This is a genomic window from Paracoccus marcusii (assembly GCF_028621715.1).
GTDB classification, from domain to species: domain Bacteria; phylum Pseudomonadota; class Alphaproteobacteria; order Rhodobacterales; family Rhodobacteraceae; genus Paracoccus; species Paracoccus marcusii.
Window position 1 is genome coordinate 198,980 of the sequence record NZ_CP117466.1, and the last position, 19,235, is coordinate 218,214.

The window sequence follows — 19,235 nt, forward strand, 5'->3', positions numbered from 1 at the left end:
GTGATGGATGATCTGGAACGCCGCATCGCCGTGGCCAGGGGCGATCAGCCCGCCGACCTGATCCTGCGCGGCGGCCGGGTCTTCGATCTGATCACCGGCACGATGATGGCGGGCGACGTGGCGATCTGCGGCGACCGCATCGCGGGCATCGGCGAATACGACGGCACCCGCGTGATCGACGTCACCGGGCTGATCCTGGTGCCGGGCTTCATCGACACGCATCTGCATGTCGAAAGCAGCCTGGTCACGCCCTTCGAATTCGACCGCTGCGTGACGCCGCGCGGCGTCACCACGGCCATCTGCGACCCGCACGAGATCGCCAATGTCATCGGCCTGGACGGCATCCGGTATTTTCAGGCCGCGTCCGAGCATCTGCTGATGGACCTGCGGGTACAGCTGTCCTCCTGCGTGCCGTCGACCGAGATGGAGACATCGGGCGCGCGGATCGAGGCCGGGGATCTGGCGCAGGTCATGGGCCACCCTTCGGCCATCGGGCTGGCAGAGTTCATGAACTATCCCGGCGTGATCCATCGCGACCCGGCCGCCATGGCCAAGCTGCGCCTGTTCGCGGGTGGTCACATCGACGGGCATTGCCCGCAGCTGACGGGTCTGGACCTGAACGCCTATGTCGCCGCCGGCATCCGCACCGAGCATGAGGCCACGACCGCCGAGGAAGCGCTGGAGAAGCTGCGCAAGGGGATGCGCGTCCTGATCCGCGAAGGGTCCGTCAGCAAGGATCTGGACGCGCTGCAGCCGATCCTGACGGATACGACCAGCGCCTATCTGTGCCTGTGCACCGACGACCGCAACCCGCTGGACATCGGAGAGCATGGGCATCTGGACTACATGATCCGCCGGCTGATCGCGCTTGGCACATCGCCGCTGGCGGCCTATCGCGCGGCGTCGCTCTCGGCGGCCGAGGCCTTCGGGCTGAAGGATCGCGGGCTGATCGCGCCGGGCCTGCGCGCCGATATCGTGGCCATCGACAGCCTGGAGGAGTGCCACGCGCAGCTGGTCCTGACCGGCGGGCGGGTGGTCGATGACGCGGCCTTCGCCGCGCGCGGGACGGTGGCGCCGGTGGGCCTCGGCTCGGTCAAGGCGCCCAAGGTGACCCCGCAGGATTTCCGCTGCACCGGCAACCGCGTGGAGACGCCGGTGATCGGCATCCTGGAAGGCAAGATCATCACCGAACACCTGACACATGACATCCCGCCGCAGGACGGCGACAAGCGCCCCGATCCGTCGCGCGATCTGTCCCGCATCGCGGTGATCGAGCGGCATGGGCGGAACGGCAACATCGCCACGGGCTTCGTGCAGGGCTTCGGGCTGGCGCACGGGGCCATCGCCTCGACCCTGTGCCATGATCATCACAACATCGCCGTGGTGGGCGTCGATTACGCCGACATGGCGCTGGCGGCCAACCGGCTGACCGATCTGGAGGGGGGATTCGTCGTGGCCTGCGACGGCCGTATCCTGGCGGAACTGCCCCTGCCGGTCGCGGGGCTGATGAGCCTTGAGCCGTTCGAGACCGTGCGCGACACGCTGATCGCCCTGCGGGAGGCGGCCCGGACCCTGGGCACGACGCTGGAGGAGCCGTTCCTGCAGCTGGCCTTCCTGGCCCTGCCGGTCATTCCCGCGCTGAAGATCACCGATCGCGGCATGGTCGATGTCGCGAAATTCGAGATCATCGCCCCCTGACCCCGCCGGCATCGGTGCGGGACGGGCACCAGGCCCGTCAGTCGCCCCGGACGCGCAACACCTCGGCCACGGCGCGCGCGACGGCATCGTCGATGCTCAGCGTGCTGGTGTCCAGCACGACCGCATCCTCGGCCGGGCGCAGCGGCGCCGTCGCCCGCTGGCTGTCGCGCAGGTCGCGTTCGCGCAGCTGGGCCAGCATCTCCTGGGGATCGGCGCCCAGTTCCGCCGCGCGGCGCGCCGCCCGCACCTCGTCCGAGGCGACTACGTACAGCTTGACCGCCGCATCGGGACAGATGACCGTGCCGATGTCGCGCCCGTCCAGCACGGCGCCGGGGTCCTGCGCGGCAAAGCGGTGCTGGAACGCGACCAGGGCCGCGCGCACGTCGGGAATGGCCGCGATGCGGCTGGCGGCCTGACCCGCCTCGGCGCTGCGCAGGTCCGGGCGGGCCAGATCCTCCGCGTTCAGCGAATGGGCCGCCGCGACCGGATCGCCCCCCTTGGCGCCGGTCGCCCGGTACAGCAGACCCGTGTCCAGGTGGTGAAATCCGAACCGGTCGGCCAGCGCGCGGGCGATGGTGCCCTTGCCCGATGCGGCCGGTCCGTCGATGGCGATGATGAAGGGCATGGCAGGCGATCTGTCGGTTGGCGTTGAGAACGGATTGTCCCGCACCCTTCGCATGCCCGGGGCCACGCGTCCAGCACCCCCGCCCCCGGACCGCCACGCGCAATATTCAGATCACCGGCCATCGCGATATTTTCACGACATTACCCCTTGGCAATCTCTGCGCTGCGCCGTCCTATGGGACTTTAAGAACGCATTGAGTTTTAGACATAGATGTTATCAGGTTTTATCGAACGTCTTCTGGACGCCCCGACCATTGCCGACATCCGCGCCGTATTTCTGGAAGCGGTCGGCCAGCTTGGCTACGATCACGCCCTTTATGCCGCGCGTTTCATGCTGACGGTGCCCAGGGCGCTGTTGCGCGACAACCCCGTGGTCTTCAGCAACCTACCCCCCGATCTGATCGAACAAGCCCAGCGGCTGCGCGATCTGGATCAGGACCCCTGGGTCGAATGGGTGCGCGACAATGACGGCGACATCGCATCCGACGCGTTGCAGGACCAATTCGGCCCGTCGCGGTCCTTCGGGCTGGCGGCGGAACACGGGCTGGGCCATGCCCGCATCATCAGCCTGCGCGACAAGGTCCTCCACAGCGTGGGCGCGGTGGTGGTAATGCCGCGGCAGGGTGCCGATGCGCAGGACCTGCAGGCGTCCTGGGCGCGGTCGGGCCGCGAGGTCCGGGTGCTGTCCTGGGTGATGCACATGCGCATCGCGACGATGCAGCGCAACCTGCCCAAGGCCACCCTGACCCCGCGCCAACGCGAGGTCCTGGGCTGGCGCTCGGCCGGCAAGACCGTCGGAGAGATCGCGGTGATCCTGGGCATCACCGCCGCCACCGTGGAAAAGCACATGCGCCTGGCCCGCGAGGCCCTGGGGGTCGAGACGACGCCCCAGGCCGTGCTCAAGGCCCATGTAACGCATCAGCTGTTCCAGCCTGCCGCCGCCTCGCTGAGGCTGGGGGGCCAGGGGTAGGGTTTTCCACCGTTTCGCCCGCCCCCGAAACCGCGTCACATCGCGGCGTTCCGTGAGTGGTGACACGCAAGTGTCAGGAACAGGCGGCGTGCGGCAAGGTTGCCTTGGCCGGGCGCCGCCACCAAGGTCCGGAACGCGAAATGCCGGCCCAGGGGGCCGGCATTCGTGTCGTTCGATCAAGAAAGGATCAGGCGCCGCTGAGGGTCTTGGCGACCTCGGCTGCGAAATCCTCTTCCTTCTTCTCGATGCCTTCGCCGACCATCACGCGGGCATAGCCGGTAATCTGGACGCCGGCCTCGGCCGCTGCCTGCTCGACCGTCAGGTCGGGGTTCATCACGAAGGCCTGCCCCAGCAGCGTGTTCTCGGCCACGAACTTCTTCATCCGGCCCGGGATGATGTTGTTCTGGATGACGGCCTCGGGCTTCGGCTTGGCCGAAGAGGCGTTCTCTTCAAGCGCCTTGGCGGTCTGGACCTGCAGCTCGCGCTCCAGCGCGGCGGGGTCCATGGTCGCTTCCGACAGCGAAACGGGGTTCGTCGCCGCGATGTGCATCGCGAACTGCTTGCCCACGGTCTGCGCCTTGTCCGCCGGACCCGACAGCGCGACCAGCACGCCAATCTTGCCCAGGCCGTCGGCGGCGGCGTTGTGCACGTAGGACACGACGGTCTCGCCTTCCAGGACCTGCACGCGGCGCAGGGTCAGGTTCTCGCCGATGCGGGCGATGGCGCCGGTCACGACGTCCGAGACGGGCTTGCCGTCCAGATCGGCGGCCTTCAGGGCCTCGATCTCGCCCGCGCCGTTCAGCGCGACGCCGGTGATGTCACGGACCAGCTGCTGGAAATCGGCGTTCTTGGCGACGAAGTCGGTCTCCGAGTTGATCTCGACGGCGACGCCGCGGCCACCCGAGACCTGCACGCCCACCAGACCTTCGGCGGCGACGCGATCGGCCTTCTTGGCGGCTTTCGCCAGGCCCTTGGTGCGCAGCCAGTCGATGGCCGCTTCCATGTTGCCGTCGTTCTCGGTCAGGGCCTTCTTGGCGTCCATCATGCCTGCGCCGGTGGTCTCGCGCAGTTCCTTCACCATCGCTGCGGTGATTGCCATATCCGTCTCCTATCTGTTCAACGCGTCAGGCGGGGCATATCCCCGCCTGACGACAATCCGATGAATGGGTGGTTCCGGGGCGGATCAGGCCTCGGCTGCGGCCTCTTCGGTCGCCGGCTCGTCCAGCAGCTCTTCCGGCGCTTCGGCCAGCGAACCCAGGTCGACGCCCGACGCACCCATGTGCGCGGTCATGCCGTCCAGGGCCGCACGGCTGACCAGGTCGCAGTACAGCGCGATGGCGCGGGCCGCGTCGTCGTTGCCCGGGATGATGTAGTCGATGCCGTCGGGCGAGCAGTTGGTGTCGACCACGGCCACGACCGGGATGCCCAGCTTCTTGGCTTCCAGGATGGCCAGGTCTTCCTTGTTCACGTCGATGACGAACAGCAGGTCGGGAAGGCCGCCCATGTCGCGGATGCCGCCCAGCGAGGCTTGCAGTTTGGTCTGCTCGCGCTCCAGCTGCAGGCGCTCTTTCTTGGTCAGGCCCTCGGCGCCGCCGGCCATCGTCTCGTCGATCGCCTTCAGGCGGTTGATCGACTGGCTGACGGTCTTCCAGTTGGTCAGCGTACCGCCCAGCCAACGGTGGTTCATGTAGAACTGTGCCGACTTTTCAGCCGCTTCCGCGATGGAACGCTGTGCCTGGCGCTTGGTGCCGACGAACAGCACGCGGCCGCCCTTGGCGACGGTGTCGCGCACGACCTGCAGGGCCGCGTCCAGCATCGGCACGGTCTGCGTCAGGTCCAGGATGTGGATGCCGTTGCGGTCGCCATAGATGAACTCGCCCATGCGGGGGTTCCAGCGTTGGGTCTGGTGACCGTAGTGGACGCCAGCTTCAAGAAGCTGACGCAGCGAGAATTCGGGAAGCGCCATGAGGAGTTCCTTTCCGGTTTGCGCCTTGGCAGGGGGTCTCAGGGCGGATGCCCCAACCGGTGGACCGTTGCGGATATGTCCCGCAAGGCCCTCCCCTGCCTGTGAAGTAGGCGCGCGATAGCCCCTGTACGGGTGAAAGGCAAGCGGATTCGCTGTGGCATTCCTGCAGATAGCGGTAACATCGGCATGGCGGCACCCTTGCATCGGGCGGGGCTTGGGTTCAGGTTCGCAGCAGTTCCATTCATAAGCGATAGGCCCGCCATGACCCCCCAAGATCAGTCCCGGCAGACGAAAGCCCTGTGCCAGCTGGCGCCGGTGATCCCGGTCATCGTCATCAAGGACGTGGCCCATGCCGAGGGGCTGGCCCGTGCGCTGGTCGCGGGCGGGTTGCCAGTGCTGGAGGTGACGTTGCGCTCGGACGCCGCGCTGGACGCGATCCGGGCCATGAGCGGCGTCGCGGGCGGCCATGTCGGCGCGGGCACCGTGCTGACCCCGGACGACGCCAATCGCGCCAAGGACGCGGGCGCCAGCTTCGCGGTCTCTCCGGGCCTGACCGACCGGCTGATCGCCGCCTGCGAGGATCTGGCCCTGCCGCTGCTGCCGGGCGCCGTCACCGCCTCCGAAGTGATGCGGGCCGCCGATGCGGGCTTCGACATGCTCAAGTTCTTCCCGGCCGAGGCCGTGGGCGGAGCTCCCGCGCTGAAATCACTGGCGGGCCCCCTGCCCCGCATCAGCTTCTGCCCCACGGGCGGCGTGACACCCCAGAACGCAGGCAGCTATCTGTCCCTGCCCAACGTGATCTGCGTCGGCGGCAGCTGGATCGTGACCGATGCCGACATGGCCGCCGGCAACTGGCGGGCGATCGAGGATCGCGCCCGCACCGCCGCGGCGCTGCGCGGCTGACACGATGGATCTGGCGCGCGCCCGGCGCAACGTCGCGGTCCTTGTGCTGGCACAGGCGATCCTGGGCGCGCAGATGTCGGTCATCTTCATCGTGGGGGGGCTTGCGGGACAGATCCTGTCGCCGCATCCCTGCCTGGTGACGCTGCCGCTGTCGATGATCATCCTGGGCTCGACCCTGTCGGCACGGCCGCTGGCGCGCTTCATGCAGGCGCGCGGGCGGCAGGCGGGGTTCCTGCTGGCCGTGGCGGCGGGGGCCTTGGGCGCGGCGATCGCGGCGGCGGGGCTGTGGCTGGGCTCGTTTGCGCTGTTCATGGTCGGGTCGGGGCTGACCGGCATCTACATGTCGGCGCAGGGCTTCTACCGCTTTGCCGCGACCGACACCGCGCCCGAGGATTACGCCCCAAAGGCCATCAGCCTGGTCATGGCCGGGGGCTTGGCCGCCGCCATCATCGGCCCGGCGCTGGTGCGCATGACCAGCGACCTGACCGCCGTGCCGTTCCTGGCGACCTATCTGGCGGTGATCGGCCTGAACCTGACAGGACCGCTGCTGTTCGCCTTCCTGGACATCCCCAAACCGCCCGCTCCGGCGGCGGGCGCATCCACGGGGCGCCCGATGGGGCAGATCCTGCGGACCCCCGCCATTGCGGTGGCGATGGTCTGCGGCATGGTGTCCTATGCGCTGATGAACCTGGTGATGACCTCGACGCCCCTGGCCGTGGTGGGCTGCGGCTATGACACGGCGGATGCCGCCAATATCGTCAGCGCGCATGTGCTGGCCATGTTCGCGCCCAGCTTCGTCACCGGTCACCTGATCGCACGCTTCGGACCGGAGCGGATCGTCGGGTTGGGCCTGGCGATCCTGGCCGCCGCGGGCGCCGTCGCCCTGTCCGGGGTGGAATTGGAGCAGTTCTTCATCGCCCTGATCCTGCTGGGGATCGGCTGGAATTTCGGCTATATCGGCGCCACCACCATGCTGACCCGCGCCCATGCCCCCGAGGAACGCGGCCGCGTTCAGGGCATGAACGATTTCGTCGTCTTCGGCGGCGTGTTCCTGGCGTCGCTGTCGTCGGGCGGGCTGATGAACTGTTCGGGCGGGTCCATCGTCGCCGGCTGGAACGCGGTGAACCTGGCGATGCTGCCGTTTCTGGCGCTGGCGGGCGGGGCGCTGCTCTGGCTGGTCATGCGCCGCCGCCCCGCCTGAGGTCAGATCAGGGTCTTCTGCTCGGGCGGCGCGGGCTTGCGGCGCTTGGGCTTCTCGGGCGTGGCGTCGGGGCGCACGGCCACGCGGCGGTCGCCCGCGAATTGCAGCTCCATCCGTGGGGTCCGGGCTGCGACCTCGGGCGTGGTGATCACCCCGCCCTCCGGGTCGCGCAGGATCACGAAGCCGCGCCGCAGCGTCTGTTCGTGCCCCAGGGACAGCCGCATCCGGTCCAGCCGAACCAGCGCATCCTGCCGCTGACGGCGGATCCGGGCCATCGCCGCGACCAGCCGGCGGTCCAGATCGGCCAGACGCGCGCCCTGCTGCGCTGTCACCCGCCGCGTGTCAGCGAGTACCCGCACCAGTGAATTGTCCAGCCGTTGGCGCAGCTGCGCCAGACGGTCGCGCGGACGCTCCAGCCGTCGGGCGCGCGCGCCCTCCAGCCGCATCAGCGCGCGGTCCATCGCGGCGCGCTTGCCTTGGGTGAACTGGCGCAGCATCGCCGCGGGCATGGGCCGCGAGGCCAGCTGCTGCCGTCGCGCCCGCGCCAGCTGCCGCAGCGCGGGCTCCAGCCGCCCGCCCCACAGGTCCAGCCGCTGCCGCGCGCCTTCCGTCAGCGCCGCAGGACGACCAAGCGCGCGGGCCAGATCGCGCAGACGCTGACGCGGGCGTTGGATCGCCTGCGCATTGCTGCGCGCCATCCGCGCCCCGGTCTCGGCCAGGCGCGCGGCCAGGTCGGCGCGGACCGGGACGGCCATCTCGGCCGCAGCCGTCGGCGTCGGCGCGCGCCGGTCCGAGGCGAAGTCGATCAGCGTCGTGTCCGTCTCATGCCCCACGGCCGAGATCAGGGGGATGGCGCTGTCCGCCGCCGCCCGGACGACCGATTCCTCGTTGAAGCCCCACAAATCCTCCAGCGACCCGCCGCCCCGCGCCACGATGATCAGGTCCGGCCGGGGGATCGGCCCGCCCGGCGACAGCGCGTTGAAGCCCCGGATCGCGGCCGTCACCTGCGGCGCGCAACCCTCCCCCTGCACGGCCACCGGCCAGATGATCACGCGGGTCGGAAAGCGGTCGCGCAGCCGGTGCAGGATGTCGCGGATCACCGCGCCCGAAGGGGATGTCACCACCCCGATCACCCGCGGCAGGAACGGCAGCGCGCGCTTGCGCTCCTGATCGAACAGACCCTCGGCCGCCAGCGCCTTGCGGCGCTTCTCCAGCATCGCCATCAGCGCGCCCGCACCGGCGGGCTCGATCTGATCGACGATCATCTGGTATTTCGACTGGCCCGGAAAGGTCGTCAGGCGGCCGGTGGCGATGACCTCCATCCCCTCCTCGGGGCGCTGGATCAGGCGGGCGGCCTGCCCCTTCCAGGTGACGGCGGCCAGCACGGCGCGGTCGTCCTTCAGGTCGAAATACAGATGCCCCGATCCGGGACGGGACACGCGCCCGACCTCGGCGCGCACGCGGACGCGGCCGAACTGATCCTCGATGCTGCGTTTGACCGCGCCGGACAGTTCGGACACGGTGAATTCATGCGCGTTGCTGCCCGGTTCCGGGGCATCGTCCATGTCGTCGTCCAGCAGGTCCATGCGTCTTGTTCCCTTGTCCGGGCCAGACTAGAACGCCGCAAGATCAAGCGAAAGGGCGGCAGATGAATATCCTGATCCTGGGCGGCGGCGGGCGCGAACATGCGCTGGCCTGGGCGATCCGGCAGAACCCGAAATGCGATCGCCTGATCGTGGCACCCGGCAATGCGGGCATCGCGGGCGTGGCCGAATGCGCCGACCTGGACGTGCTGTCGCGGGCCGAAGTGCTGGAATTCGCGCAGGAGAACGCCGTCGACTTCGTCATCGTCGGCCCCGAGGCGCCCCTGGCCGCGGGCGTATCCGACGCGCTGCGCGATGCGGGCTTCCTGGTCTTTGGCCCGTCGCAGGCCGCGGCCCAGTTGGAGGCCTCCAAGACCTTCACCAAGGAGATCTGCGACGCCTGCGCCGCCCCCACCGCGGCCTGGGCCCGGTTCACCGATGCCGCCGCGGCGCGCGATTACGTGACTGCCCAGGGGGCGCCCATCGTGGTCAAGGCCGACGGGCTGGCCGCCGGCAAGGGCGTCACCGTGGCCGAGACGGTGGACCAGGCCCATGCCGCCATCGACGACATCTTCGACGGGGCCTTCGGCGACATGTCCGTCGTCATCGAGGAGTTCATGGACGGAGAGGAGGCCAGCTTCTTCATCCTGTCCGACGGCACCGACTGCCTGGCCATCGGCACCGCCCAGGACCACAAGCGCGTGGGCGATGGCGACACCGGCCCGAACACCGGCGGGATGGGCGCCTACAGCCCCGCCCCGGTGCTGACGCCGGCGATCCAGGACCAGGTGATGGCGCGCATCGTGCGCCCGACCATCGCGGAAATGGCGCGGCGCGGCATGCCCTTTCAGGGGGTGCTCTATGCCGGGCTGATGATCGCGGACGGACAGGCGCGCCTGGTCGAATACAACGTCCGCTTCGGCGACCCGGAATGCCAGGTGCTGATGATGCGGCTTGGCGGGCAGGTGCTGGACCTGCTGCTGGCCTGCGCCGAAGGGCGGCTGGCCCAAACCCCCGTGACCTGGGCCGACGATCACGCCCTGACGGTGGTCATGGCGGCCCAGGGCTATCCCGGCAGCTATGCCAAGGGGACCGTCATCGGCGGCCTGCAGGCCCTGCCCGAAACCAGCTTTCAGATGACCTTCCACGCGGGCACGGCCGACCGCGATGGCGCGGTTGTCGCCACCGGAGGGCGCGTGCTGGCCTGCACCGGGCGCGGCGCGACCCTGGCCGAGGCGCATCAGCGCGCCTATGCGCTGGTCGACGCGATCGACTGGCCGCAGGGCTTCTGCCGCCGCGACATCGGCTGGCGCGCGCTGTGAACCCATGACAAAGGGCCGGCCCCGCGACGGGGCCGGCCCTTGGACGCCGTCGGGACGATCCGGTCAGATCGGCGAATACAGCCCTTCGTAGATCGGCAGAAGGGTGTCCGTCTCGAACAGGCTGCTGACCGAGGTGCCGTTCCAGATATTCAAAATCGCCTGCGTGAACATCGGTGCGGTAGGCACGATGCGGATGTTGGGCGCGTTCCTGACCGCATCGGTGGGCTGGATCGAATCGGTGATGACCAGCGATTTCATCACCGAATTGGTGACCCGCTCGACCGCCGGGCCAGAAAGGACGCCGTGGGTGATGTAGGCATGGACCTCGGTCGCGCCGTTGTCGGTCAGCACCTGCGCCGCCTTGACCAGCGTGCCGGCGGTGTCGCAGATGTCGTCCACGATGATGCAGGCCTTGCCCGCCACGTCACCGATCACGGTCATCTCGGCGATCTCTCCGGCCTTCTCGCGGCGCTTGTCGACGATGGACAGGGGCGCACCGATCCGGGTGGCCAGTTCGCGGGCCCGGGCCACACCGCCGACGTCGGGCGACACGACCATCAGGTCGTTCATCCGCCCCTTGAAGTGATGCTGCACGTCCAGCGCAAAGACCGGCGCGGCATAGAGGTTGTCCACCGGCACGTCGAAGAAGCCCTGGATCTGGGCCGCGTGCAGGTCCAGCGTCAGGACGCGGTCCACGCCCGCCTCGGTCAGCAGGTTCGCGACCAGCTTGGCGCTGATCGGGGTGCGGGCCTTGGCGCGGCGGTCCTGGCGGGCATAGCCGAAATAGGGAATCACCGCCGTGATGCGCGCGGCCGACGACCGGCGCAGCGCGTCGGTCATGATCAGCAGCTCCATCAGGTTGTCGTTGGCCGGGTTCGACGTGGGCTGGATGATGTACATGTCCTCGCCGCGGACGTTCTCGTAGACCTCGACGAAGATCTCCTGGTCGTTGAAGCGTTCGACGCGGGCGTCCAGCAGGTTGACGCTCATGCCGCGATGCAGGGACATGCGCCGCGCGATGGACTGGGCCAGCGGTCGGTTGGCGTTTCCGGAAATCAGCTTGGGTTCGGTCATGACGGGCATGGGGCGGGCCTTTGGCGGTTGCGTCAGATTGCGGTTGCCTTAGCACCGGGCTAGCCTGCGGGCAAACCCGGAAAGGACAAGGCCATGGCCCATATCGACTATTATCTGGGGACGATCAGCCCCTGGTGCTATCTTGCCGGCGACCGCCTGGAACAGATCGCCGCCCGGCACGGCGCGCAGATCACCTACAAGCCCCTGGACCTGCTGCAACTGTTCGACCGGACCGGCGGGGTGCGCCCGGCGCAGCGCCATGCCAGCCGGATGGAATACCGCAACCAGGAACTGCCCCGGTGGGCCCACCATCTGGACATGCCCCTGAACCTCAAGCCCGCGCATTGGCCGGTGAACATGGCGCCGTCGTCCTATGCCATCATCGCCGCGCAGGCGGCGGGGGGCGATGTCGGCGCGCTGGTCCAGGGCTTTCTGCGCGCGGTCTGGGCCGAGGAACGCGACATCAGCGAGGACGCGGTGATCCGCGACATCCTGGGCGCCAACGGGTTCGACCCGTCACTGGCCGACACGGGCCTGTTCGTGGGCGCCGAGACCTATGGCCGCAACCTGGAACAGGCGGTGGCCGCCGGGGCCTTCGGCGCCCCCTTCTATGTCGTGCGCGAGACCGATCAGCGGTTCTGGGGCCAGGACCGGCTGGACTTTCTGGACCGCCATCTGGCCGCGCTATGAGCGGACTGCACCTGCGGCACTGGCCGGGCGATCCGGATCGCCCGGCACTGGCGCTTCATTGCATGATGGGCAGCGGGTCGGCCTGGGGTCCGATCGCGCGGCTGCTGGAGGGGCGCGTCGATCTGCGAGGCTTCGACATGCCCGGCCACGGGCGCAGTGACGACTGGCAGCCCCAGCCCGACGGCCCCGACTATCACACCGCGGTCACGCGTCTGGCCGCGGCGATGATCGACCGGCCGTTGGACCTGATCGGCCACAGCTTCGGCGCGACCGTGGCGCTGCGGATCGCGGTCGCGGCGCCCGATGCCGTGCGCAGCCTGACCCTGATCGAACCGGTGCTGTTCGCCGCCTGCCCGGACCCGGCCCAGGACGCGCTGGATGCCCGCATGGCCGACCTTCTGGACCAGGGCCAGGACGACCAGGCCATGGCGGCCTTCCTGTCGGTCTGGGGCGCGCAGGACCCCGACCGCCTGCCCCCCGAGGCCCGCGCCCAGATGGTGCGTCAGATCCGGCTGGTGGCCGGGACCGGCGACGCGCTTCGCCATGACAGCGCCAGCATCCTGCGCGAGGGCGGGTTGGAGCAGGTCGACGCACCGGTGCTGCTGGTCCAGGGGGCCGACAGCCCGGCGGTGATCGGTGGCATCATCGACGCGCTGGCGGGCCGGTTGCCCGATGTCGGGCGCGCCACGATCCCCGGAGCCGGCCACATGGCGCCCCTGACCCATCCGGAACAGGTCGCGGGACTGATCGGGGTCAACCTGGACCGCGCCTAGAGGATGAAGTCCTGTTCGTCGGGCACGGCCCCGATCGCCATCCACTCCACCCGCATCCGCGCGATGCGGGTGTCGCCCCAGGTGCGGAACAGGATGTCGAACCCGGTCAGGGTCACGTTCTCGACCTGCAGGTCGCCGCGCTGGTTGCGATCGCTGTCCAAGTCCCACATCCCGACGCCAAGATGCACGACAGGCGGCGCCACGAAGCGGTCGCCGAACTCGACACGCTGGCGGTGCGACCGGTCGCCCGTCTCGGTCCACATCGGCCCCTGCGTGTCGAAATCAGAGACCATCGTGACCGCACCGCGTGCGATCCCGATCTCGTGGGTTGCAAATCGTATCATCCGGTCCTTCCCGTCACCCGCGCGGCGATGCTAGCGGCGGCCAGGGTGAAAAAAAAGCCCCGGCAGTGCCGGGGCCTTTCAACATGTCGATGGTCGGACGGATCAGTCCGGAACCGTCGACTGATTGGGGTCCAGCCCGATATGGGTGCCAAGCGCCTGCATGTCGCCCAGAAGCTTGACGGCGGCGGTCACGACCTCTTCGCCGACATGTTCGCGCCGATCCTTGGCGCTGCGATGGGCGCGGTGGGCGTCCTTCATCATGTCGTTGTAGACGTCCTGCGTGATCTCCTCGCGCGGGTGTCCGCGTTCGGCCAGCAGGCTGACGCTGTCCTGGTTGATCTCGGCAAAGCCGCCGGTGACGGCGAATTCGCTGGTGGTGCCGTCGGCACCCACCAGGATCACCATGCCCGGACGCAGGGTCACGATCGTGGGCGCATGGCCGGGCATGGCGGTCAGATCGCCATCGCTGCCCGGCAGGCGCACCTCACGCACGGGAACGGAGGCGAGGCTCCGTTCCGGCGACACGAGGTCGAACTGCATGGTATCGGCCATTCTGCCCCCTTACGCCGCTTCTGCGGCCAGACGCTCTGCCTTGGCCTTCACGTCGTCGATGTCGCCGACCATGTAGAAGGCCGATTCCGGCAGGTGGTCGTACTCACCCGCGACGACCGCCTTGAACGAGGCGATGGTCTTCTCCAGCGGCACCTGGACGCCGTCGGAACCGGTGAAGACCTTGGCGACGTCGAAGGGCTGCGACAGGAAGCGCTGGATCTTGCGCGCACGGGTCACGGTCAGCTTGTCCTCTTCGGACAGTTCGTCCATGCCCAGGATCGCGATGATGTCCTGCAGCGACTTGTACTTCTGCAGGATGCCCTGCACATCGCGCGCCACCTGGTAGTGCTCCTCGCCGACGACGGCGGGGTCCAGGATGCGGCTGTTGGAGTCCAGCGGGTCCACGGCCGGGTAGATGCCCAGTTCCGAGATCGCGCGCGACAGAACCGTCGTGGCGTCCAGGTGGGCGAAGGTCGTGGCGGGCGCCGGGTCGGTAAGGTCGTCGGCCGGAACGTACACGGCCTGGATCGAGGTGATCGAGCCGTTCTTGGTCGAGGTGATGCGTTCCTGCATCGCGCCCATGTCGGTGGCCAGCGTCGGCTGATAGCCCACGGCGGACGGGATGCGGCCCAGCAGAGCCGACACTTCGGACCCGGCCTGGGTAAAGCGGAAGATGTTGTCCACGAAGAACAGCACGTCCGTGCCCGACGCGTCGCGGAACTGCTCCGCCAGGGTCAGACCGGTCAGGGCGACGCGCATACGGGCGCCCGGCGGCTCGTTCATCTGGCCATAGACCAGGGCCACTTTCGAATCGACCAGGTTGTCGGGAACGATGACGCCCGATTCGACCATCTCGTGGTACAGGTCGTTGCCCTCGCGGGTGCGCTCACCCACGCCGGCGAACACCGAATAGCCCGAGTGCACCTTGGCGATGTTGTTGATCAGTTCCATGATCAGAACCGTCTTGCCCACACCGGCGCCGCCGAACAGGCCGATCTTGCCGCCCTTGGAATAGGGGGCCAGCAGGTCGATGACCTTGATGCCGGTCACCAGGATCTCCGAGCTGGTCGCCTGCGCGGCGAAGTCGGGGGCGGCCTGGTGGATGGCGCGGGTCTCGCTGGTGGCCAGGGCTTCGCCCTCGTCCACGGGCTCGCCCACGACGTTCAGGATGCGGCCCAGGGTCACGTCGCCCACGGGCACCATGATCGGGTTGCCGGTGTCGGTCACGACCTCGCCGCGGACCAGACCTTCGGTCGCGTCCATGGCGATGGTGCGGACGGTGTTCTCGCCCAGATGCTGGGCAACTTCCAGCACCAGCGTCTTGCCGTTGTTTTGGGTTACCAGCGCGTTCAGAATCGCGGGAAGCCGGTCCTCGAACTGCACGTCAACGACGGCGCCGATCACCTGCGTGATTTTACCAGTGGCCTCTGCCATGTTGTCACCTTTGCTTTACGGTCAGAGCGCCTCGGCGCCCGCAATGATTTCGATCAGCTCCGTGGTGATCGCAGCCTGACGCGAGCGGTTGTACTGCGTCGTCAGCCTGTCGATCATGTCGCCCGCGTTGCGCGTGGCGTTGTCCATGGCACTCATCCGCGCGCCCTGCTCGGACGCCGCATTCTCCAGAAGCGCCGCAAAGATCTGCGTGGCCACCGAACGGGGCAGCAGATCGGCCAGCAGTTCTTCCTCGCCCGGTTCGTAGTCGTAGAGGGCGTTCGTCTCGGACGCGCCCTCGGGGACTTCGGCGGGGATGATCTGGCGCGCGGTCGGAACCTGGCTGATCACCGATTCGAACCGGTTGTAGAAGATCGTCGCCACGTCGAAATCGCCGGTGTCGAAGCGGGTCAGCACCTCGTCGGCGATGGCACGGGCCGTGTCATAGCCCATGCGTTTGACCTCGGAGAGGTCGACATGGTGCACGAACAGGCTGCCATAGTCGCGCTTGAGCTGCTCGCGGCCCTTCTTGCCGACGGTCAGGATCGCGACGTCCTTGCCCTCGGCGCGCAGCCGGTCGGCGTGCTGGCGGGCCAGACGCACGATCGAGCTGTTGAAGCCGCCGGCCAGGCCGCGTTCCGCCGTCATCACGACCAGCAGATGACGCTTGTCGTCGCCCGTTCCGGCCAGCAGGCGGGGCGCGCCGGACTGGCCTGCCGCATTCGCGGTCAGGCCGGCCATGACGGCCGCCATGCGGTCGGCATAGGGACGCGCGGCTTCCGCCGCGTCCTGCGCCCGGCGCAGTTTTGCGGCGGCGACCATCTGCATCGCCTTGGTGATCTTCCGCGTGTTCTTGACGCTTCCGATCCGGTTCTTGAGATCCTTGAGACTGGGCATCTATTCCCCCCTCAGGCGCGGGTGCGGTTGTATTCGTCCAGCGCCGCCTTGATCGAGGCTTCCAGCTCGCCGCTGACCTTGCGGTCGTTGCGGGTCATGTCGTCCAGCAGGTCGGACTTCTGGCCGCGCAGGAAGTGGATCAGACCGTCTTCCCAGGCAACGACGTCGCGCACAGGCACGTTGTCGATATAGCCCTTGGTGCCGGCATAGATCACGATGACGATCTCGGCGTTGGTCAGGGGACGGTACTGCGGCTGCTTCATCAGCTCGGTCAGGCGCGAACCGCGGTTCAGCAGGCGCTGCGTCGCGGCGTCCAGATCCGAACCGAACTGGGCGAAGGCGGCCATCTCGCGGTACTGCGCCAGTTCCAGCTTGACCGGACCCGCGACGGATTTCATCGCCTTGGTCTGGGCGGCCGAACCCACGCGGCTGACCGACAGACCGGTGTTCACGGCAGGGCGGACGCCCTGGAAGAACAGTTCGGTCTCCAGGAAGATCTGGCCGTCGGTGATCGAGATCACGTTGGTCGGGATATAGGCCGACACGTCGCCCGCCTGCGTCTCGATGATCGGCAGCGCGGTCAGCGAGCCCGAGCCGTTGGCCTCGTTCAGCTTGGCCGAACGCTCCAGCAGACGCGAGTGCAGATAGAAGACGTCGCCCGGATAGGCTTCGCGTCCGGGCGGACGGCGCAGCAGCAGCGACATCTGGCGATAGGCCACGGCCTGCTTGGACAGATCGTCATAGATGATCAGCGCGTCCATGCCGTTGTCGCGGAAGTATTCACCGATCGCGGTGCCCGAATAGGGCGCCAGGAACTGCATCGGCGCCGGGTCGGACGCGGTCGCGGCCACCACGGTGGTGTAGGCCATGGCGCCGGTCTCTTCCAGCTTCTTGACCAGCTGGGCCACGGTCGAGCGCTTCTGGCCGACGGCGACATAGATGCAGTGCAGGGTCTTCATGCCCTCGGCCTCGCGGCCGTTGTAGCTCATCTGGTTCAGGATCGTGTCCAGCGCGATCGCGGTCTTGCCGGTCTGACGGTCGCCGATGATCAGCTCGCGCTGGCCGCGGCCGACGGGGATCATGGCGTCGACGGATTTCAGGCCGGTCGCCATCGGCTCGTGCACCGACTTGCGCGGCATGATGCCGGGGGCCTTCATGTCGGCGATGCGGCGCTCGGTCGTCTCGATCGGGCCCTTGCCGTCGATCGGGTTGCCAAGGCCGTCCACGACGCGACCCAGCAGGGCCTTGCCGACCGGAACGTCCACGATCGAGCGCGTGCGCTTGACGGTGTCGCCTTCCTTGATCGAGCGGTCGTCGCCGAAGATCACGATACCGACGTTGTCGGTCTCGAGGTTCAGCACCATGCCGCGGATTCCGCCGGGGAACTCGACCATCTCGCCGGCCTGGACCTTGTCCAGACCATAGACGCGCGCGATGCCGTCACCGACGGACAGGACCTGACCAACTTCGGCAACTTCGGCGTCCTGGCCGAAGTTCTTGATCTGCTCCTTGAGGATCGCCGAAATTTCGGCAGCCTGGATTCCCATTATCCGACCTCTTTCATGACATTCTGCAGGGAAGCGAGCTTCGAGCGGACCGAACTGTCGATCATCTGCGAGCCCAACTTGACAATCATGCCGCCGATGAGGGTCTCATCGACGCGCGTGTTCAGCTTGACCGTCTTGCCGGATTTATCGGCCAGGGTCTGTTTCAGGCGGTCCATTTGCGCATCGGTCAGCGCGATGGCGCTGGTGACGTCGGCGGTGACCTCGCCCCGCTCCGTGGCGATCAGCTCCGCCAGGCGGGCGGTCAGCTGCGGCAGCACGAACAGGCGGCGATTCTTCGCCATCAGCTGCAGCGTGTTGGCCAGCACCGGCGACAGGCCCATGCGGGTCGACAGCGCGCCGATCGCGGCCGCCTGCTGGTCGCGGGAATAGATCGGGCTGGCGATCAGGTCGCGCAGCTCGGCGCTGTCGTGCAGGGCGGCGTTCAGATCGTCGGTCTGGGTGGCCAGGGCGTCCATGCCCCCGCTTTCCTTCGCGATCTCGAAGACGGCCTGCGCATAGCGTCCGGCGATGCTCTGGGAGATGGAAACAGAGTTGGCCACGGTCATCCTTTACGGTTTGCGCAAACCCCGCTGGCGGGCCGGGCTGCTGCCTGGTCTGTCGCGGGGTGCGGGTCGCGGTCGCGCGGCTGATGGAAGGTCGCGCGCAAATCTGGGGCGTCTCTAGCAGGTGATTTGACGCCCGGCAACCGTCCAGGGCCCTGAAACGCGGGCCTTTGCGACAAACGGCGCAGGATCGGCGAAACCCCACGGGGACAGCGCTAACACCCCGCATCCCGGGCCCGCGCACCGTGCGGCAGGATGTCGCATCAGAGGCCGGTTTCAGTCGATTTCGCGGGCCGTCGGGGCGGCTTGCGGACGCGGTCGGGCCACCCCGTCCAGGATCTCCAGCGGACTGGGCACATGGATTCGCACCCCGGGGCCGACCGGCGCGCGGGCATGCTTGGACAGTTCGACCATGATGACGCCGGCGATCAGCACCCGGCTGATCCGCGCGCCGGTGCGTTCCCAGAACTGGGCGCTGCGCAGCCAGAATCGCCGGTCCGAGGGCGGGATGTAGATGGCGCTGCCATGCCAATCGGGCTGGAACCCCGCGCGGCGCATCTGCGCCTCGATCTGACCGGTGGTGTAGGACCGGCCAAAGCCGAAGGGCGTGCGGTCCGATGCGGCCCACAGGCCCGCCCGGTTCGGCACCATCAGCATCATCCGCCCGCCCGGACCCAGGCAGCGCCATGCCTCGGTCAGCAGTTCGCGGGGATGCTCGCTGGTCTCCAGGCCGTGCAGCATGACCAACCGGTCCAGGCTGCCGGTCTGGATGGGCCATGCGGTCTCGTCGCACAGGACGGCATGGTTGGGCATGCCCGCGGGCCAGCCCATCACCCCCTGCGGGCCGGGCATCAGCGCGGTCACCCGCCGCGCGGTCGGCAGATAGGGCCGCAGCATCGGCGCCGCGAACCCGAACCCCGCCACGGTCATGCCGCTGCTGCGCGCAGGGTCCCACCGCGCCGTCAGCCGGTCGCGCAGGATCCGCTGGACCACGCGCCCCAACGCCCGCTGGTAATAGAACCGTCGCAGCTGGTCGATGTCGTGGTGCATTGCGCGCAGGTCCCGGTTTTGACAGGCTCAGGTGAACACATGGTCAA

At 68.3% G+C, this 19,235-nt stretch carries 19 protein-coding genes; 7 read left to right on the forward strand and 12 right to left on the reverse strand.

Annotated features, from left to right (window positions below; genetic code table 11):
- Positions 1-3 precede the first annotated feature (3 nt).
- Complete coding sequence (gene ade, locus PRL19_RS00950) at positions 4-1,698, forward strand: adenine deaminase (protein WP_273743618.1); 1,695 nt, start codon at positions 4-6, stop codon at positions 1,696-1,698.
- Between the two features lie 37 nt (positions 1,699-1,735).
- On the opposite strand, the gene PRL19_RS00955 is transcribed toward ade, so the two are convergent.
- Positions 1,736-2,323, reverse strand: a complete 588-nt coding sequence (locus PRL19_RS00955; RefSeq protein ID WP_217845543.1) for a (d)CMP kinase — start codon at positions 2,321-2,323, stop codon at positions 1,736-1,738.
- A 210-nt stretch (positions 2,324-2,533) separates the two neighbouring features.
- On the opposite strand from PRL19_RS00955, the gene PRL19_RS00960 reads away from it, so the two are divergent.
- Positions 2,534-3,292 carry a helix-turn-helix transcriptional regulator gene (locus PRL19_RS00960; RefSeq protein ID WP_273743619.1) on the forward strand — a complete coding sequence of 253 codons (759 nt, stop codon included), beginning with the start codon at positions 2,534-2,536 and terminating at the stop codon, positions 3,290-3,292.
- Positions 3,293-3,479: 187 nt separating this feature from the next.
- Here PRL19_RS00960 and tsf read toward each other — a convergent pair whose 3' ends face one another.
- Together tsf and rpsB are read right to left on the reverse strand one after the other, a co-directional pair.
- The gene (gene tsf, locus PRL19_RS00965; protein ID WP_127899006.1) at positions 3,480-4,391 is read right to left on the reverse strand and encodes a translation elongation factor Ts; all 912 of its coding nucleotides are present in this window, start codon (positions 4,389-4,391) and stop codon (positions 3,480-3,482) included.
- 84 nt (positions 4,392-4,475) lie between these two features.
- Positions 4,476-5,258, reverse strand: a complete 783-nt coding sequence (gene rpsB / locus PRL19_RS00970; protein WP_045982920.1) for a 30S ribosomal protein S2 — start codon at positions 5,256-5,258, stop codon at positions 4,476-4,478.
- Positions 5,259-5,519: 261 nt separating this feature from the next.
- Here rpsB and eda point away from each other — a divergent pair, with 261 nt between their 5' ends.
- Both eda and PRL19_RS00980 read left to right on the forward strand, forming a co-directional pair.
- A complete protein-coding gene (eda, locus tag PRL19_RS00975) occupies positions 5,520-6,161 on the forward strand; it encodes a bifunctional 4-hydroxy-2-oxoglutarate aldolase/2-dehydro-3-deoxy-phosphogluconate aldolase (RefSeq protein WP_273743620.1) in 642 nt (213 codons plus the stop codon).
- Between the two features lie 4 nt (positions 6,162-6,165).
- The gene (locus PRL19_RS00980) at positions 6,166-7,362 is read left to right on the forward strand and encodes an MFS transporter (RefSeq protein ID WP_273743621.1); all 1,197 of its coding nucleotides are present in this window, start codon (positions 6,166-6,168) and stop codon (positions 7,360-7,362) included.
- 2 nt (positions 7,363-7,364) lie between these two features.
- Here PRL19_RS00980 and xseA read toward each other — a convergent pair whose 3' ends face one another.
- A complete protein-coding gene (xseA, locus tag PRL19_RS00985; RefSeq protein ID WP_273743622.1) occupies positions 7,365-8,948 on the reverse strand; it encodes an exodeoxyribonuclease VII large subunit in 1,584 nt (527 codons plus the stop codon).
- A 62-nt stretch (positions 8,949-9,010) separates the two neighbouring features.
- Between xseA and purD the strand changes: the two genes are divergently transcribed.
- On the forward strand, positions 9,011-10,267 hold the full coding sequence (gene purD / locus PRL19_RS00990; RefSeq protein ID WP_273743623.1) for a phosphoribosylamine--glycine ligase: 1,257 nt from the start codon (positions 9,011-9,013) through the stop codon (positions 10,265-10,267).
- 63 nt (positions 10,268-10,330) lie between these two features.
- Here purD and PRL19_RS00995 read toward each other — a convergent pair whose 3' ends face one another.
- Complete coding sequence (locus PRL19_RS00995; protein WP_045982951.1) at positions 10,331-11,350, reverse strand: ribose-phosphate pyrophosphokinase; 1,020 nt, start codon at positions 11,348-11,350, stop codon at positions 10,331-10,333.
- Between the two features lie 84 nt (positions 11,351-11,434).
- Between PRL19_RS00995 and PRL19_RS01000 the strand changes: the two genes are divergently transcribed.
- Together PRL19_RS01000 and PRL19_RS01005 are read left to right on the forward strand one after the other, a co-directional pair.
- A complete protein-coding gene (locus tag PRL19_RS01000; protein WP_273743624.1) occupies positions 11,435-12,031 on the forward strand; it encodes a 2-hydroxychromene-2-carboxylate isomerase in 597 nt (198 codons plus the stop codon).
- On the forward strand, positions 12,028-12,804 hold the full coding sequence (locus tag PRL19_RS01005; RefSeq protein ID WP_273743625.1) for an alpha/beta fold hydrolase: 777 nt from the start codon (positions 12,028-12,030) through the stop codon (positions 12,802-12,804). Before PRL19_RS01000 ends, PRL19_RS01005 begins: the two co-directional genes overlap by 4 nt.
- Here PRL19_RS01005 and PRL19_RS01010 read toward each other — a convergent pair.
- The 7 genes from PRL19_RS01010 to PRL19_RS01040 form a co-directional block, all read right to left on the reverse strand.
- On the reverse strand, positions 12,801-13,148 hold the full coding sequence (locus PRL19_RS01010; RefSeq protein ID WP_045982954.1) for an H-type lectin domain-containing protein: 348 nt from the start codon (positions 13,146-13,148) through the stop codon (positions 12,801-12,803). The genes PRL19_RS01005 and PRL19_RS01010 overlap by 4 nt on opposite strands.
- Before the next feature lie 102 nt (positions 13,149-13,250).
- The gene (locus PRL19_RS01015) at positions 13,251-13,700 is read right to left on the reverse strand and encodes a F0F1 ATP synthase subunit epsilon (RefSeq protein WP_045982955.1); all 450 of its coding nucleotides are present in this window, start codon (positions 13,698-13,700) and stop codon (positions 13,251-13,253) included.
- Between the two features lie 9 nt (positions 13,701-13,709).
- Positions 13,710-15,134, reverse strand: coding sequence for a F0F1 ATP synthase subunit beta (atpD, locus tag PRL19_RS01020; RefSeq protein ID WP_045982956.1), 1,425 nt, complete (start codon positions 15,132-15,134; stop codon positions 13,710-13,712).
- Between the two features lie 21 nt (positions 15,135-15,155).
- Positions 15,156-16,028, reverse strand: a complete 873-nt coding sequence (locus PRL19_RS01025; RefSeq protein ID WP_045982957.1) for a F0F1 ATP synthase subunit gamma — start codon at positions 16,026-16,028, stop codon at positions 15,156-15,158.
- Between the two features lie 11 nt (positions 16,029-16,039).
- Positions 16,040-17,575 (reverse strand): F0F1 ATP synthase subunit alpha, encoded by a 1,536-nt coding sequence (gene atpA, locus PRL19_RS01030; RefSeq protein WP_045982958.1) that lies wholly within the window; start codon positions 17,573-17,575, stop codon positions 16,040-16,042.
- The gene (locus tag PRL19_RS01035; protein ID WP_273743626.1) at positions 17,575-18,141 is read right to left on the reverse strand and encodes a F0F1 ATP synthase subunit delta; all 567 of its coding nucleotides are present in this window, start codon (positions 18,139-18,141) and stop codon (positions 17,575-17,577) included. Before PRL19_RS01035 ends, atpA begins: the two co-directional genes overlap by 1 nt.
- 273 nt (positions 18,142-18,414) lie before the next feature.
- The gene (locus PRL19_RS01040) at positions 18,415-19,188 is read right to left on the reverse strand and encodes a methyltransferase domain-containing protein (protein WP_046001073.1); all 774 of its coding nucleotides are present in this window, start codon (positions 19,186-19,188) and stop codon (positions 18,415-18,417) included.
- Positions 19,189-19,235: the final 47 nt, after the last annotated feature.

What these genes read in the sequence shown, in the direction of transcription:
- ade (WP_273743618.1), top strand. Translation starts at nt 4, where the DNA reads ATGGATGATCTGGAACGCCGCATCGCCGTGGCCAGGGGCGATCAGCCC.
- PRL19_RS00955 (WP_217845543.1), bottom strand. Translation starts at nt 2,323, where the DNA reads ATGCCCTTCATCATCGCCATCGACGGACCGGCCGCATCGGGCAAGGGC.
- PRL19_RS00960 (WP_273743619.1), top strand. Translation starts at nt 2,534, where the DNA reads ATGTTATCAGGTTTTATCGAACGTCTTCTGGACGCCCCGACCATTGCC.
- tsf (WP_127899006.1), bottom strand. Translation starts at nt 4,391, where the DNA reads ATGGCAATCACCGCAGCGATGGTGAAGGAACTGCGCGAGACCACCGGC.
- rpsB (WP_045982920.1), bottom strand. Translation starts at nt 5,258, where the DNA reads ATGGCGCTTCCCGAATTCTCGCTGCGTCAGCTTCTTGAAGCTGGCGTC.
- eda (WP_273743620.1), top strand. Translation starts at nt 5,520, where the DNA reads ATGACCCCCCAAGATCAGTCCCGGCAGACGAAAGCCCTGTGCCAGCTG.
- PRL19_RS00980 (WP_273743621.1), top strand. Translation starts at nt 6,166, where the DNA reads ATGGATCTGGCGCGCGCCCGGCGCAACGTCGCGGTCCTTGTGCTGGCA.
- xseA (WP_273743622.1), bottom strand. Translation starts at nt 8,948, where the DNA reads ATGGACCTGCTGGACGACGACATGGACGATGCCCCGGAACCGGGCAGC.
- purD (WP_273743623.1), top strand. Translation starts at nt 9,011, where the DNA reads ATGAATATCCTGATCCTGGGCGGCGGCGGGCGCGAACATGCGCTGGCC.
- PRL19_RS00995 (WP_045982951.1), bottom strand. Translation starts at nt 11,350, where the DNA reads ATGCCCGTCATGACCGAACCCAAGCTGATTTCCGGAAACGCCAACCGA.
- PRL19_RS01000 (WP_273743624.1), top strand. Translation starts at nt 11,435, where the DNA reads ATGGCCCATATCGACTATTATCTGGGGACGATCAGCCCCTGGTGCTAT.
- PRL19_RS01005 (WP_273743625.1), top strand. Translation starts at nt 12,028, where the DNA reads ATGAGCGGACTGCACCTGCGGCACTGGCCGGGCGATCCGGATCGCCCG.
- PRL19_RS01010 (WP_045982954.1), bottom strand. Translation starts at nt 13,148, where the DNA reads ATGATACGATTTGCAACCCACGAGATCGGGATCGCACGCGGTGCGGTC.
- PRL19_RS01015 (WP_045982955.1), bottom strand. Translation starts at nt 13,700, where the DNA reads ATGGCCGATACCATGCAGTTCGACCTCGTGTCGCCGGAACGGAGCCTC.
- atpD (WP_045982956.1), bottom strand. Translation starts at nt 15,134, where the DNA reads ATGGCAGAGGCCACTGGTAAAATCACGCAGGTGATCGGCGCCGTCGTT.
- PRL19_RS01025 (WP_045982957.1), bottom strand. Translation starts at nt 16,028, where the DNA reads ATGCCCAGTCTCAAGGATCTCAAGAACCGGATCGGAAGCGTCAAGAAC.
- atpA (WP_045982958.1), bottom strand. Translation starts at nt 17,575, where the DNA reads ATGGGAATCCAGGCTGCCGAAATTTCGGCGATCCTCAAGGAGCAGATC.
- PRL19_RS01035 (WP_273743626.1), bottom strand. Translation starts at nt 18,141, where the DNA reads ATGACCGTGGCCAACTCTGTTTCCATCTCCCAGAGCATCGCCGGACGC.
- PRL19_RS01040 (WP_046001073.1), bottom strand. Translation starts at nt 19,188, where the DNA reads ATGCACCACGACATCGACCAGCTGCGACGGTTCTATTACCAGCGGGCG.